This is a genomic window from Nodularia sp. UHCC 0506, assembly GCF_034931045.1.
Lineage (GTDB): Bacteria > Cyanobacteriota > Cyanobacteriia > Cyanobacteriales > Nostocaceae > Nodularia.
Map to the genome: position 1 here is coordinate 26,946 of NZ_JAYGHH010000017.1, position 15,347 is coordinate 42,292.

Here is a 15,347-nt window from a genome sequence, read left to right on the forward strand (position 1 = left end):
ATGCTTATATACCCCTGATTCTGTAGATGAGTCTGGGGCTATGAATATTGAAATCGCCGTAAGAGAACTCCACAAAAAAGTTAATCCAAATTTCTGCAACTAAAATGACCTTTCCTCCCCCTGTTCTCAAAACGACGGGATATTTTTTTATTTGGAAGTCTCTAATGTTTATCTAGGGTTTGTTCCTCTCTACACTTTTGTTAATTGTGCGTATTCCTTTGTAGATTAAGGTTTTCGGCTGATCCATCGCTGAAATGTTATGGTTCCATGATATTTGGCTGATCCTCTCCAGGCGAATTGCCTCGTTTTGTTATGGTTTCATGACAATGCGATCCCCGAAAAGCTGATAAATTCGTATAAGAGTTAAAAAAGTGCCTGTAACCCCCTTGATCCCTAGCAAGGTTTACTGGTTAATATTTACTTAACAAACGAACTTCTCCGATCCCAAAGAAATGCTGATCATGGCACAATCGCGGAAAGGAAAAGTAGTGATTCTCAATTTAAGAACAAACTAAAAATTTAAACGCTGGGCAAAACCAGAAGTCAAGAATCAGAAATTCATCTGGGGTAGATGAAATTTTACTTTTATAAAAGATTCTGTAACCCAGGGAAATCATTTACCTTGCAAACTACTGGAGTCCAAAATTATGGCCAAAGAACGCCCACCACTAGAAGAGATGACATTAAGGCAATTACGAAAAGTTGCCAGTGAATATAGCATCTCTCGCTATAGCCGAATGCGTAAATCTCAACTGCTGGCAGCGATTCAAGAAGTCCAGCGCATTAAAGTATCGCTTAGTCCAACTCGTTCACTGGAGGCACAGGAAACCGTGGAAGCAGCAAAATTTGAATTAGGTCAAGAAGACAGGACTGGTGGTTCTCTGGCTGATGTTGATGAAGGACTTGCAGACCTACCACAAGGTTATGGTGAAAGCCGAATTGTACTTTTACCTCGCGATCCTCAATGGGCTTATACCTATTGGGATATTCCTAACGAACACAAAGCAGAACTACGTCAACAAGGCGGGCAGCAATTAGCACTGCGGATCTACGATGTTACCGACATCGATATTGATCACCAAAGCCCTCACAGCATTCAGGAATATCCTGCTGATGAACTGGCCAGAGAATGGTATATTCCTATTCCAGTGAGCGATCGCGATTATGTCATAGATATTGGCTACCGGACTGCTGATGGTCGTTGGTTAGTATTGGCGCGTTCTGCGAGAGTACACATTCCTCCTGTTTATCCATCGGACTGGATTGAGGATGCCTTCGTGACTGTCAACTTTGAAGAAGACCTCCGTGGTAAAACTGTTTACGAATTAGTCCCCCCGGCGAAGAAAGCAGCAGCCGCAGCGTCAGCAGGAGTAAATGTTACCAGTAACCCCATATACGAAGAAATCTTTGGCTTGGCTGAATCTGCTGAAGCACAACGAGTAGCTGGTTCTATCTTCGGTTCTATGCACCAAGTACCAGGTTCTGCACGTCCTGAAGAGGCGATTAGTTCCTATGTTTTCCCCTCTGGTGTTGGGATGTGGGCGGTTCCCACTGCTTCTGGTTTAACCATGTCTGGTGTTGGGATGTCTGGTGCTGGCTTCTCGGCTGGCGTACCAATGAGTCCCCGCAAATTCTGGTTAGTTGCTGATGCGGAGTTGATTGTCTACGGTGCAACTGAACCTGATGCAACTGTGACTATTGGTGGTCGTCAAATCAAGCTGAATCCCGATGGGACATTCCGCTTCCAGATGTCCTTCCAAGATGGTTTAATTGACTATCCAATTGTGGGTGTTGCGGCTGATGGTGAACAAACAAGATCCATTCACATGAAATTTAATCGTGAGACTCCATCTCGAAATACCAACACTAAAGATGAAGCTGTTTTAGAATGGTTTGCTTAAGTTGCTGATGTTGAATTGAAAATATCAATTATTTCCCGCTAGATTAATTTTATAGCGGGTTTTTGTTTTCTGGAATCAAATCCGGTTAATTAGTTACTGTTACCACAATCTAGAACCCCACCCCCAGCCCCTCCCCGCAAGCGAGGAGGGGAGAATATGAGACAAAAAATCTCTGAAACTCTCATGACTCTGTGTCCTCTGTGTCCTCTGTGGTTCGTTATTCCATAAAAATCAGAGGAAAGCGTCAAGAGTTAAACCTTCGCTAAACTTTGAGTTTTCAAGTAAGTAAATACAGATTTATCGCCAATATCTGGGGGAATGGCTTGAAATATTTTCCTCAAGGCAAACACTAGAAAGAAAATTGTCCAAACACCTAATAAAACCTGCTCCCAGTGAGTTGGTAAAATCCCTATTAAATGTCCCAGCAGAAGTAAAGGTACGGTCAGAGTTAACAACTTAGTTTCTGGGCGATTAAAGCAAAAGGCTTCTTTGAAGAAAATACCTGTTAATGCTACGAAGGTAAAACCTATGCCAAATAAAGTTAGGGGTTGGTTGTAAACTGCGATCGCTAAAGGTTCACTACTAGACAATGCCAGTACTATTGCTGATATACTGCCGATAGCCCAAAAAACTTGTAATAGTCGGTGCAGAAATGCCATGTAGATGTGAATGGTTAATAAGCTGACACCTAGACCCAGACTAAAACAGGCATATAAAGGGGTGAGTGCGGCTATAGTAGTAGGATTATTGTTGAACAAAACCAAAACGCTACCTATAGCAAAGCTGAGTGCTGCTACCATTAACCCAGCCCGGTAGGTAATCACGCCAGTGCGATCGCTATTATCAACTGTAAATTCCCCAAACTGACCTTGATAAACTTCTGGTGCAGATCCTGTTTGTGTATTCATGTTTAGTTAATTTTGTCAATAGTATTTAAGCTGAAAATGAAATTTGATTAATTTTATGCGGTGTGGTTTGACTATAAAAATAAGACTTGTAACACATCTTGCCAATTAATCTGCAACTTTGAGGAGGCATTACCGCTATTAATGGCAACTTCTACCCAGCCATGACTACCAACTAAAGCGGCTACTTCTCCCATTTTAACATCACTATAAGTTTCGCATCCCGGTATAGTCACCCCAGCGACTTGCACGCACCAATTTTTACCTTGCACGTATTTTCCAGGAATATTGCTGACTAAGTTGCCAAAATAATCAATATATTGAACACAGCCTGTCACGCCGGCATGAGTTTGGTGACATTCGCCTATATCTAACTGTACCAAAGTTGCGGAATCTATTTCTTGTCCTAGCTGTTTTAAAGGGATACCACTAGCAAGATGAGCGCCTACAGGGGCAAAGATATCTCTACCGTGAAACGTTTTGCTCGGTTCAGGTGTGCGCCAATAATTAGGGTTTGTGAGTTCAACGGTGTTAATGGCTGGACTTTGACTGAGTACCCCGCTAAATAGACCATTATCTGGCCCTACTAGAAACCCTTGAGCAAATTCTACCGCGATCGCTCTGCGCCTACTCCCCACTCCCGGATCTACCACTGCCACATATACTGTACCCACGGGGAAATAGGAATAAGCATTCAGCAGACAAAACCTAGCTGCGGCGACATTTTGCGGCGAAATCTGGTGTGTCAAGTCTACCACCCTGATCTGGGGATTGATTTGAGCAACAACACCTTTCATCACACTAACATAAACATCGCGATCGCCAAAATCACTCAGTAATGCCACGAGTGATGATTGATTTATTTGTTTTTCAGGCATGGCTTAATAATAAAATTATATTAAGACACAATTTTCTGTATCGACAGATACGAAAAATATGATATGTTAAGAATAGCAGACATAATAAAAATTAAAAAGGAGTACTATGATGACTCAGAATAAACTACAAGCTATCAGTCAAGCACAAGAAACTCATAGAGTGAATATTCAAAAAAGTCTAGAACATCGCTTGCAAGTAGCCAAAGCTAAGAGTGACGAGCAACTGATTCATCAACTTGAAGCAGAAATTAAATATATCCGCTAAATCAAAAGTTTGGAGTTCATAGTTTTGTTGTGTAAAACCCAGTTGTGGGGGTTTTTGATTTTAAGGGGTTGCCAATATAATTGACAACCCAAAATCATCTCTAAAATTGCTCAACTCCTTCTTTTGGGTGAGCGCTCATTATCCTTATTAACGTCTAACTCTTCCCGACGCAGGTTTTCTTGAGCCTCAACAGTATCCTCTTCTACAACCTTCTTAACTTTTACTTCTTCACGTACAACAGCTTCCTTACGAATGTCAGCATTCTCTTCATAAACATCCATACGTGCAACTTCACCTTCACGGAAGTTAACTTCGCCAGGAGCGGCTGCTCGTCCAGCATCTGTTGGCGTAGTGCGTTCAATAACTACACGCTCTTTTTCCACTGGGACAGAAACATTTGCTCTCTCAGTTTCAACGTGCTTACCAACTGCTACCTCTCCGGTTTTAATGCGGGATTTATTCGCAATTAACCGTTCTTCGTAAAGTTTCAAGTTTTGATGATTGCGCTCACTGGTACTGTAAAGATCCGGTTCCCGGTCGTAAGTATAAGTATCACGGTCATAAGTAGTGCTGGATGCAGGTGTAGCAGATCTGGCTCTACCCTCAGAATAAGCCGATGGAATATCTACAGGTGTTGTAGCTTCTACAGGTGTTGCAGTTTCTAAAGGTGTTTCTGCAAACGGAGTCCGATAAACTCCACGTACCTGCTCTTCATAATCATAATCAACCCGTTCCAGGTCGTTAAAATCAGGTAAGCTTTCTACTTGCTCTTGGGTAAGTCCTGTAGCGTAGACGCGTCTATCTGCATAGCTAATACGGGAACGCCCAATTGGTAGCAATACTTGCTTCCCGAAAATCCAAAAGCCTGTATCAACAACTAGGTAACGAAAACGTCCTGTTTCATCCACTAAAATATTGTTGACTGTGCCAACTTTTTCGTTATTGATGTCTGAGTAAACATCAAAGTCTCTGATTTCAGGACTATCAGCATCAGTAATTTTATAGTCAGCAGCAAAATCTTCAAGTTTATAAAGAACCATATTATTTTTTACCCAAATCTACACCTACAATCCTAAAAAATATTTCCAATTTCTACTTCTTTCTATGGTCGAATTTAATTAATCGTCTATTTACTACTTGTAGTAGAGTTAATAATTAGGTGGTCTATAAAATAAATCTCAAATCCTCTAATTATTCAAGCACTCTGAGGTATTTATAATTTGATTGCTATAGATTAATTAGTATTTAGCACATCTGACTTCTAACTTTAGATACAATTGTTTAAATCAACAGGTAGATAACTATTTATAAATAAAAAAATATCATATACATATAAATTTAAAAGTAATTTATTTATTTAAATTAATGGAGGTATATTTGGATGTCTAGCTTATCTCATTTATCTGCATTAAGTGTATCTTTGCTAACTCTAGGCATGGCAGCAAGTTTAACTACCTCAGCTTCAGCACAGAATACTTTTCCTGATGTCCCCTCTGATTATTGGGCAAAACCATTTATTGAGCGTTTAGCCGAAAGAAATATTATTGTGGGATATCCAGATGGCACATTTCGACCCGAACAGGCTGTACAACGTGATGAATTCGCCGCGATGATTCGGCAGGCTTTTGAGCAAGAACCAGTACGGCAAATAGAAGATGCCAGTGCTTTTCAAGATGTTCCTGAAGGATATTGGGCATCTTTGGCAATTGAGTCAGCTTATCAACAAGGATTTATGAGTGGTTATCCTGGTGGTTTTTTTGGCCCAAATCAGCCAGTTTCTAGAGTAGATGCGTTAGTTACCTTAACTAGAGGTTTAAATTTAGCACCAGAAGCTCGTCGAGTTGTGAGAAGGCCTGTATATTTGCCACTGGCGATGACTTCTTTAATGCAGCCTTTAGTAGCAGCATTACCCCAGCCAACTACCCCTGTAGCTGCACTGGCAAAAGATTTTTATGTTGATGCCCAGCAAATTCCTCAGTATGCTATTAATGACGTAGGGATAGCAACACAAAAAAATCTGGTGGTCAATTATCCAAATCCTAGAGTGTTAGAACCTAATGAACCTCTCAGACGGGCAACTGCGACCGCTTTTATCCACCAAACTTTGGTTGCTCAAGATAGAATTGAACCCCTGCCTAGTAATGTAGAAGCTTATAACTATATTGTTCGCCCGGCAGTTAGCCAAGCGGCTCGGTGAATTAAAGATTTCACCTATTGGCTCGTAGTTACGCTTTAGCGCTAAAGCGCAACTACAAATCATGATGATTTATCTTAAGTTAAGATTTGGGTTTGTAAGTTGAAGCAACGTGTAAGTCTTTCAATTGCTTGGTATCTACCCCTGAAGGCGCATCTGTAAGCAAACAACGGGCTTGCTGTGTTTTGGGAAAGGCAATTACGTCCCGAATAGATTCTTCCCCAGCCAGCAACATTACCAAACGGTCTAAACCATAGGCTATGCCACCATGGGGCGGTGTACCATATTCAAAGGCCTCCAAGAGAAAGCCAAATTTATTTTGTGCTTCTTCTGGCGATAAACCAATGGCTTCAAACACCTGCTGTTGAATATCGCTTTGATAAATCCGCAGACTACCCCCACCGATTTCTAAACCGTTTAACACCAAATCGTAAGCTTGAGCGCGGGCAGTTTTTAAATCACTCACATCTTCGGGATGGGGTGCAGTAAAGGGGTGATGCAGTGCTTCTAGGCGTTTTTCGTCAGCATTCCACTCAAACATGGGGAAATCTGTAATCCAGAGTAAGTTGATTTTTTCGGGGTTAATTAACTTAAATTCTCTAGCTACAACTTGCCGCAATCTGTCTAAAGTTTTATTAACTGTAGTTGTGTCACCAGCCCCGAATAATAACAAATGTCCGGGTTTTGCGCCTGTACGTTGCAGAATTTCCTGTTTTTGCTCTGCGCTGAGGTTGTCTTTAATCGCGCCAATGGTGTCAATTTCACCATTTTCCCGAACGCGGATGAAAGCTAAACCTTTTGCACCGGCTTCGCTGGCTTCTTTAAATAAGTCACCACCTGGTTTAATGCGGACGTTAGAAATGGCATCGTTACCGTGGGGAATTGGCAGAATTTTTACAATACCACCATGAGCGATCGCATCCCGAAAAACTTTAAACCCAGAATCTTGCAAAACATCGGCAACATTGACTAATTCCAAACCATAACGAGTATCTGGTTTATCAGTACCATAGCGTGACATGGCATCGGCGTAGGTCAGCCGGGGGAATGGTAAGTTTAACTCAATGCCTTTAACTGTTTTGAAGATATGAGCCACTAACTTTTCATTCAGATCAATAATTTCTTCTTGGGACATGAAACTCATTTCCATGTCCAATTGAGTAAATTCTGGTTGTCTGTCAGCGCGTAAATCTTCATCACGGAAGCAACGGGCAATCTGATAATATCTATCCATCCCCGATACCATCAGTATTTGTTTGAATAGCTGGGGTGATTGCGGCAAAGCAAACCACTCGCCAGGATTTGCCCGACTGGGTAAGATGTAATCTCTAGCACCTTCTGGGGTAGAACGGGTGAGAATTGGGGTTTCGATTTCAATAAAACCTTGCAAATCTTCTAAGTAACGACGCATGGCTTTAACGACTTGATGGCGCAATTGCATATTTTGTGCCATGCGTTCTCGTCGCAAATCCAAATAACGATACTTCAGCCGCAAGTCTTCCCGCACATTTTCAGTGTCAGCCGTGGAAACTTGGAATGGTAACTGTTTACTAACGCCGTTGAGTAGTGTAATTTTATCGGCGTAGATTTCTACTTCGCCCGTGGGGAGGCGCGGATTCAAAGATTCGTCTGGACGGTGCGTGACTCTACCGGTGATTTCGACAACGTATTCATTCCGCAGGTTATTTGCCTGTTCATAGGAATCGGGGGTGCGTTGCGGATCACTAACAATTTGAACAATGCCAGAGCGATCGCGCAAATCTAAGAATATCACGCCCCCATGATCGCGGCGACGGTCTACCCATCCGTAAAAGGTAACAGTTTCTCCAATATCTTTTTTTCGGAGTTCGCCGCAATAGTGAGTTCGCATAGGTGTTAGTTTTATTCTGTCGGGCTAGATGGGCTAGTAAATGTCAAAGCTTTCCCATTATCTAGCATCAATAGTAATTGTAGTAGTTTCAGTTGCAGAAAAAAAGTTCAGCAATTTTTCATCGCCTGGGCTAAATGCTGTTTCTCCGTCATCCTTAACCAGCAACCTCGCCTCAATAGCTCTGACTGAATCTTAGTTGCAGCCTCCAATTCCCACAACGCACCACTATGGGTATAAATTTCCTGGTTTGAGAAGTCTATGAGAGGTTATGCCCAGGTTCAGCCATACTTATGCCGTTAGGCATAAAAGTTATTTGTGAGGATAGGGAACAGGGAAGAAGGAATCAAGGTATAGTTCGTTTTGTATGGCTTACGCCACGCAAGCTATCAAAATTCAAACCGGATTCCTATATATTTGTATATATTTGATTCAGCCCACAGTGAAAATGGGCAGTCTTTCAACTCAGCACTCCTGATCAAGTTCCAAGTAACAAAACATGGTAATATAGCTAGGTTAGATTCAGTCATGTACTGGAAAAAACCACAGCCAAAAATGTAAATTTTACATTCATAAACCCTTTTTTACGCTGGCACTTATTATCCATAAACTTCCATGACTGAAATTTTCTTCCGACCGAATACAATAGATGAAGTAGCCTTCCGTTACGTTGTCGAAAAAAACGAGTATCGAATTCCTGAACAGCTTCAAGCAGAAGATCGCATCATTGACATTGGAGCGCATATCGGATGTTTTTCTTACTTATGTTGGCAACGGGGGTCGCGAAAGATTGAAGGGTTTGAAGCTAATTTAGAAAATGCTGAACTAGCACGAAAAAATCTGGCTTCTACAAATGTGGTAATCAATTCCAAAGCCGTTTGGCGTTCAGATAAGAAGCAAGATTCTGAGTTATATCATTCTGGCTATACACAAATGTTAGATGATGGGCCAGATCCGGTAGGGATGAACACAGCATCGGGCAATATTTTTGCGTCAGATGGTCAACCTGTAAGTACAGTCGCCCTGGATGATATCATCGGAGATTCAAAGGTAAAAATTCTCAAAATCGATTGCGAAGGAAGCGAGTTTCCCATTCTGCTCACATCTCAACGCTTACGACAAGTCTGCTGTTTTGTCGGAGAGTATCATCTGATGGACTCTATCCCCAGTGCAGCACAGGTCGAAGGATTCGAGAAATACACTGTGGGAACGTTGGCAGATTTATTCATTAGTCATCGCTTTCGAGTGGAATTTGTCCCCTATCAAGATGCTCGGTTTTCTAATGTCGGCAATTTCTTCGCCTATAATCTTGACTTATAGCAAAGTGCTGTTAGTGCTGAGTAGAAACCAAGTAGGAGCGGGTTTATTACAATTATTATTGGTATTGGTAATTGAACATATCTGTCATAGCTTGCGTAGTCATACCCGCCCCTACATCAAGGCTTTCAGCAATCAACAATCTCCTAATCTCCTTGGCGGTTGCTATACAAGTGATGCCTATATCCCCCGAATAGAAGGGGATATAAGCTAATAGAGGAATTTATCCCTCTATTTTAGTGATTCTCAATTTTAAATATACAAAGTTTACTATGCTTACCATACAAAAGAATCTCCTCTTTGTAGGGTATAGCTAGAACTAACTCTACATTATTTAAATTAAAGGGAGCTTGATCTAAAAAGACTGCTGAATTTTTTTCTAATCTAATTTCAGCACCTGTAGATATATCTATATTGGGTACACAATCCTGTTCATTTTCAGGATAACTTTCAGTCACAAATACATATTTATATTGAGTGACTTTATCGATGAATTTTTGAATATGTTGGTTAGATAAATGCTGCAAAACTTGGCGAATTAAGCAGATATCTCCAGTTGGTAAATCTTCGGTTAAAACATCAACACATAAGAATTCTACATTAGTATTAGCGTATTGAATCTGATTGCGTTCTATTAATTTTGGTACTATGTCTATACCTATATATTGGTATTTAATTTGGGCTTTTTCTAAATTTTTTAAAAGCTGTTGACCAACCCGAAAATCACCACATCCTAAATCGATAATTCTGATATTGTTTAACTGTTGCTTCACAGCAAAATCTGTGATTAAATTACAATAAGGGACAGCAAAAATATCATCTGAACCTTTACCTGAGAAAAATTCTCCTGAATTTCCTCCCCAGATGTTGTTTGCATATATTTCCGAGAAAATATCAGTGGGTGTTTGATTTTCTTGTAGCATATTCAAGTAACAATTCTCTAGGTAACATTCTAAAATTTACACTGAATATTAACCTTTGTCTAGTTATAGACTACGCGGTAGGGGCGCAAGACCTTGCACCCTTACAAATCAGCAAACCCTATTTATTTCCAAATTAAATCAAGGCGTTGTTGAGCTGCTTTTAAACTTTGTTCTGGAGATGCACCCAGCAAGGTAGCCTCAATAGCTCGACCTAAACTATCAGATAAACTACTATAACCAGCAATAATCGGTCTACCACGTGCCGCAGGCATTTGTTCTAGAAAAACTTTTAACACGGGTTTTTCGGTAATGAATTGCTGATAAGCTGCACTTTGGGTAGATTTAATATTCACTGGCAAAAAACCCGTCCCGATACTCCATTCTGTTTGGAATTCTTCACTCAAAACAAACTCTAAAAACTTGAGTGCGGCTTCTTCTCTGGCTGGGGTAGTCTTCATTACATAGAAATTACCATCGCCAATGACCGTGGCTTTTTCTACACTTACAGGCATAGGAAATACCTGATAATCAACATTAGACTTCATGATATAAGTCCAAGGGCCTGTAATCTGCATAGCAACACGACCGGCGATAAAGTCGTCTTCTTCATAACCACGCTCAGGTGCAGATAACTTGGCTGAACCATCTTTGATTAAGTCTTGCCAGAATTGCAAAGCTGTAACGGCTGCCTCGGTTGTCAAATTTGGTCGATTATCATCAGTAATAATATCCCCGCCAGCACTCCATAAAAAGGGGAACCAATTAAATACAGTCCATTCGCCTTTACCTAAAGGTAATAAAATTCCATGCTGTTCGGGTTTACCGTCGCCATCTTTGTCTATGGTCAATTTTTTGGCAACTTCTCTTAATTCTGACCAAGTTTTTGGTGTTTCGGTAATTCCTGCTGCTTGGAACAACTGAGGGCGGTAAAAAATGCCCAGATTGCTGGTGTAAAGTGGAACTGACCAAAGATGGTTGTTTAATGTTAAGGCTGCCAATAAGTTGGGGCTAATTTCCGATTTTAGGGGTAATTTGTCCAACCAATCTTCTAAAGGTCTAATTGCGCCTAATTCACTAAACTGACCTGTTAATTGTGGGTAAAAACTCAGGATATCTGGAGGGACATTTCCGACAACTGCGGCGAGAATTTTCGGCAATTGTTGGTCTAGTCCACCGGCAAAAATAGATTCTACTTGGATATCAGGATGAGTCTGATTAAATTTATCGACTAATTTTTGAAACACATCTCGATTAACTGGGGGATTAATTCCTTGCCACAATGTCAAACGAATTACACCATCATCTTTTTGTGATGAAGCTTGACAGCCAGATAAGATGACTAGACATGAAATCAGAACAATTCCTAAAACTAATCGTTTCCCAGCAGAAGCAAGACACTGGCGAAAATAAATAGTAATGGGGTGTAGTAAAAGAGTCATTTTTATCCCCAATGGTTAGCTAAACAATCATCGAGCCAAGCTTCAAAGTTTTCCCCTAAAGCTGCCAAAGAGTAGACCGCTTCAGCCTGTTCTCGGCAATGACGGCGATCAATTTGCCCTAGTTTGGCGATCGCTTCCACCAGTCCATCTACACTATCGGGTTCCACCAGCCATCCTGTTTTGCCTGAGTTGACAATTTCACTTGGTCCACCACGATTATAAGCAATCACTGGCACACCACAAGCCAGAGCTTCTATGCACACATTCCCAAAGGCTTCCACCCAATGGGGAGTCATTAATAACCCCCGGCATTTTCCTAAAGCTTTCTGGAGGGCTGAAGTTGTTAAAAACCCCTCATAGATAAATGGGGCTGAGGGAAATTCGGCTTGAATCCATTGCCAGTACTGAGGGTTTTCTATTTTACCCCAAATCTTTAAAGGAATCTGGGTTTTGTTAATTGCCGAAATAGCATCTTCTAAGCCTTTTTCTGGAGCAATGCGCCCCACCCATCCTAAGTAATCTTGGGGGTGTAAATTACAGTCATAAAGACTGAGATCCAATCCATTTTCCAGACAACGACAGGCGGAAGCAAAACCAAAGGTTTGGGCTTGGGCTTGAGTATGAACAGCAATTGTTCCGGGGAAACGCCGAGCCACATTATGGATAGCTTCATCCATAACTATAGACAAAGACCCCATACTGACCAAATGGGCTACAGGACGCTGGAAAAAAGGCGTGAGATAAAAAGGTAGCCAATCATAGGCAAAGTTCAACACAATATCAAACTCTGACTGCAATTTCCTTGCTGTTTCCCACATCTGTGCTAAAACACTACCTGCGGGAATAGAAACAGGAGTATTGCGTTCCTGATGTTGTGCAGAGTCTGGGGCTACTCCGGCTACTTCTATGACCTGTCCATAGGCTGACTGAGATCCTTGGGGTGCAACAATGGTAACACTATGGTTACGGTCAATTAAGGACTGAACCACATTGCCCAGGGTTAATTCTACGCCACCTCCCTCACCTGAACCTAAAAAACCAATGGGTGTAGATACACATAACAAACGCATGATGGTAGAGGGGTGTTAATGGGATAAATATATCAAAATGTTTAGTGGTACGGTTATTGCGATAGCGAAGCGCTGCTGCAAGCAGATCGCACCTTGCTATAAAACCGAACCGACTCAATTATAAATTTGTCTAATGTTTTAAGTAGGAAGCTTGATTGAGATCAAAGATTGATAGAGGAAGAATACTGGTGGTCAGCAAGCTAAAAAGCTGAAGATTCAACTACCTCATACTAAATCCATTAGATATAGTAACCGCCAAGGTTGTTAGGACATGGCAAAAGCCTAAAACCCAGTCACAGCCAGTCTTTCATTTTTGACTTTTGCTATAATACCCCATTTTCAATACCCAGTGTCTGATCCTCATCGCCACAATTGCTGAAACGAAGCTAGAGAGGAAGATTATATGCCGAAAGTAATTGGAATTGATTTAGGAACGACTAACTCTTGCGTTGCTGTCATGGAAGGTGGACAACCCTTAGTCATTGCTAACGCTGAAGGACAACGGGTGACTCCTTCTGTGGTGGCTTACACTAAGTCTGGTGAACGCTTGGTTGGTCAAATTGCCAGACGACAAGCGGTGATGAACCCAGAAAATACCTTTTATTCAGTAAAACGCTTTATTGGGCGCAAACATGAAGAAATTACCCATGAAGCGACAGAGGTGACTTATAAAGTTGTGCGCGATCGCGACGGTAATGTTAAACTCGACTGTCCCGCAGCTGGCAAGCAATTTGCACCGGAAGAAGTTTCCGCCCAAGTCCTGCGGAAGTTGGTTGATGATACAAGTAAATATCTGGGAGACAAAGTTACTCAAGCTGTAATTACGGTTCCAGCTTATTTCAACGACTCTCAACGCCAAGCGACTAAAGACGCGGGAAAAATTGCCGGTTTAGAAGTTCTCCGCATTATCAACGAACCGACAGCAGCAGCACTGGCTTATGGTTTAGATAAGAAGACCAACGAAACTATCTTGGTCTTTGACTTGGGTGGGGGAACTTTTGACGTTTCCATTTTGGAAGTAGGAGACGGTGTATTTGAAGTTAAATCCACCAGTGGCGACACCCATTTAGGTGGTGACGACTTTGATAAAAAGATTGTCGATTGGTTGGCTAATGAGTTTCTGCGTAATCAAGGTATTGACCTGCGTAAAGATAAGCAAGCTTTACAAAGACTAACTGAAGCCGCAGAAAAAGCCAAAATTGAACTTTCCAGTGCGACTCAAACCAATATTAACCTCCCCTTTATCACCGCGACTCAAACAGGGCCACAACATCTGGATATGACGTTGACCAGGGCTAAATTTGAGGAAATGACGGCGGATCTTTTAGATCGTTGTCGTCAACCAGTGCAGCAAGCGTTGCAAGATGCCAAATTGAGCAATGGGGAAATTGATGAAGTTGTATTAGTGGGTGGTTCGACTCGGATTCCGGCTGTGCAAGAATTGGTGCGACGGATTATTGGTAAAGATCCTTGTCAGGGTGTGAACCCTGATGAAGTGGTAGCGATTGGTGCTGCTATTCAAGCAGGTGTTTTAGCTGGTGAGGTGAAAGATATTCTGCTGTTAGATGTCACTCCCTTGTCTTTGGGTGTGGAAACTCTCGGTGGTGTGATGACTAAGATTATTGACCGCAATACTACTATCCCGGTGAAAAAGTCGGAAATCTTCTCAACTGCTGCTGACGGTCAAACAAATGTCGAAGTTCATGCTCTCCAAGGTGAGAGGGAATTCGCTAAAGATAACAAGAGTTTGGGAACTTTCCGCTTAGATGGAATTCCGCCAGCACCTAGAGGTGTCCCACAAATTGAGGTGACTTTTGATATTGATGCTAATGGTATTCTTTCTGTGACTGCTCAAGATAAGGCTACGGGTAAACAGCAGTCGATTTCTATTACTGGTGCTTCCACCCTCGATAAGCGGGATGTGGAAAATATGGTACGAGATGCAGAATCCCACGCTGAGTCAGACCGCAAACGCCGTGAACAAATTGATACTAAAAACATGGCGGATTCCTTGGCTTATCAAGCCCAGAAGCAACTGCAAGATTTGGGTGATAAGGTGAGTGCTGAGGATCGTAGCCGAGTTGAAGGGTTAGTACAGGATTTGCAAGAAGCGATTAATCAAGATAATTTTGATCGCATGAAGTCTCTGACCAATGAGTTACAGCAAGCTTTAATGCAAGTTGGTAGTGCTGTTTATGCTCAAGCTGGTGGAGGTGATGGCGATCGCGCCAGTGGTGAAGATGTAATTGATGCCGATTTTGTGGAAAGTAAGTAAAAAAACCATCCCCAACCCCTCCCCACCAGCGAGGCGTGTACACACAAGCCCTGTTTTGCCCCCTAAATCCCCCAAATTTGGGGGACTTTGGAAATTCTTGTTCTCCCATAATTGGGGTTTAGGAGGCGAGTTAGAGGAAAAATCAATAGTCAAAAGTCAATTTTGAATTGGAGATGGGGGTGATTTTGAGGAGGTAGGAATTAGAAATTTTTCTTTATCTAGACTAAACGGTTTAGTTTAGTTAATTGCGGGGTTGACGTGTCGCAATCATCTGGATTTTCACCAGCAAATACATCATATCACATGATTATTA

Annotated in this window: 13 protein-coding genes; 6 read left to right on the forward strand and 7 right to left on the reverse strand. The window is 41.7% G+C overall.

Going from position 1 to position 15,347, the window contains the following annotated elements; all coding sequences use genetic code 11:
- Nucleotides 1-647 precede the first annotated feature (647 nt).
- Nucleotides 648-1,901: a DUF4912 domain-containing protein gene (locus tag VB654_RS12175; RefSeq protein WP_323214027.1), complete on the forward strand. Its 1,254-nt coding sequence runs from the start codon at nucleotides 648-650 to the stop codon at nucleotides 1,899-1,901.
- A gap of 251 nt (nucleotides 1,902-2,152) precedes the next feature.
- Here VB654_RS12175 and VB654_RS12180 read toward each other — a convergent pair whose 3' ends face one another.
- A complete protein-coding gene (locus tag VB654_RS12180) occupies nucleotides 2,153-2,809 on the reverse strand; it encodes a DUF2301 domain-containing membrane protein (RefSeq protein WP_323214028.1) in 657 nt (218 codons plus the stop codon).
- 71 nt (nucleotides 2,810-2,880) lie between these two features.
- Nucleotides 2,881-3,684, reverse strand: a complete 804-nt coding sequence (locus VB654_RS12185) for an SAM-dependent chlorinase/fluorinase (protein ID WP_323214029.1) — start codon at nucleotides 3,682-3,684, stop codon at nucleotides 2,881-2,883.
- 106 nt (nucleotides 3,685-3,790) lie between these two features.
- Here VB654_RS12185 and VB654_RS12190 point away from each other — a divergent pair, with 106 nt between their 5' ends.
- Nucleotides 3,791-3,949, forward strand: a complete 159-nt coding sequence (locus tag VB654_RS12190) for a hypothetical protein (protein WP_323214074.1) — start codon at nucleotides 3,791-3,793, stop codon at nucleotides 3,947-3,949.
- A 110-nt stretch (nucleotides 3,950-4,059) separates the two neighbouring features.
- Here the strand turns inward: VB654_RS12190 and VB654_RS12195 are convergent, their stop codons facing one another.
- Nucleotides 4,060-4,989 carry a DUF2382 domain-containing protein gene (locus VB654_RS12195; protein WP_323214030.1) on the reverse strand — a complete coding sequence of 310 codons (930 nt, stop codon included), beginning with the start codon at nucleotides 4,987-4,989 and terminating at the stop codon, nucleotides 4,060-4,062.
- Nucleotides 4,990-5,330: 341 nt separating this feature from the next.
- Here VB654_RS12195 and VB654_RS12200 point away from each other — a divergent pair, with 341 nt between their 5' ends.
- Nucleotides 5,331-6,146 (forward strand): S-layer homology domain-containing protein, encoded by an 816-nt coding sequence (locus VB654_RS12200; RefSeq protein WP_323214031.1) that lies wholly within the window; start codon nucleotides 5,331-5,333, stop codon nucleotides 6,144-6,146.
- A gap of 79 nt (nucleotides 6,147-6,225) precedes the next feature.
- Here VB654_RS12200 and aspS read toward each other — a convergent pair whose 3' ends face one another.
- Nucleotides 6,226-8,013, reverse strand: coding sequence for an aspartate--tRNA ligase (gene aspS, locus VB654_RS12205; protein ID WP_323214032.1), 1,788 nt, complete (start codon nucleotides 8,011-8,013; stop codon nucleotides 6,226-6,228).
- 612 nt (nucleotides 8,014-8,625) lie between these two features.
- On the opposite strand from aspS, the gene VB654_RS12210 reads away from it, so the two are divergent.
- Nucleotides 8,626-9,330 carry an FkbM family methyltransferase gene (locus VB654_RS12210; RefSeq protein ID WP_323214033.1) on the forward strand — a complete coding sequence of 235 codons (705 nt, stop codon included), beginning with the start codon at nucleotides 8,626-8,628 and terminating at the stop codon, nucleotides 9,328-9,330.
- The gene (locus VB654_RS12215) at nucleotides 9,320-9,541 is read left to right on the forward strand and encodes a hypothetical protein (RefSeq protein WP_323214034.1); all 222 of its coding nucleotides are present in this window, start codon (nucleotides 9,320-9,322) and stop codon (nucleotides 9,539-9,541) included. Before VB654_RS12210 ends, VB654_RS12215 begins: the two co-directional genes overlap by 11 nt.
- 22 nt (nucleotides 9,542-9,563) lie before the next feature.
- Here the strand turns inward: VB654_RS12215 and VB654_RS12220 are convergent, their stop codons facing one another.
- The 3 genes from VB654_RS12220 to VB654_RS12230 all read right to left on the reverse strand — a co-directional run bounded on the left by VB654_RS12220 (nucleotide 9,564) and on the right by VB654_RS12230 (nucleotide 12,759).
- The gene (locus VB654_RS12220; protein WP_323214035.1) at nucleotides 9,564-10,250 is read right to left on the reverse strand and encodes a class I SAM-dependent methyltransferase; all 687 of its coding nucleotides are present in this window, start codon (nucleotides 10,248-10,250) and stop codon (nucleotides 9,564-9,566) included.
- 122 nt (nucleotides 10,251-10,372) lie between these two features.
- Nucleotides 10,373-11,689, reverse strand: coding sequence for an ABC transporter substrate-binding protein (locus VB654_RS12225; protein WP_323214036.1), 1,317 nt, complete (start codon nucleotides 11,687-11,689; stop codon nucleotides 10,373-10,375).
- A 2-nt stretch (nucleotides 11,690-11,691) separates the two neighbouring features.
- Nucleotides 11,692-12,759 carry a glycosyltransferase family 4 protein gene (locus tag VB654_RS12230; protein ID WP_323214037.1) on the reverse strand — a complete coding sequence of 356 codons (1,068 nt, stop codon included), beginning with the start codon at nucleotides 12,757-12,759 and terminating at the stop codon, nucleotides 11,692-11,694.
- 403 nt (nucleotides 12,760-13,162) lie between these two features.
- On the opposite strand from VB654_RS12230, the gene dnaK reads away from it, so the two are divergent.
- Entirely contained in the window at nucleotides 13,163-15,034 is a 1,872-nt protein-coding gene (gene dnaK / locus VB654_RS12235; protein ID WP_323214038.1) for a molecular chaperone DnaK, read from the forward strand.
- Nucleotides 15,035-15,347: the final 313 nt, after the last annotated feature.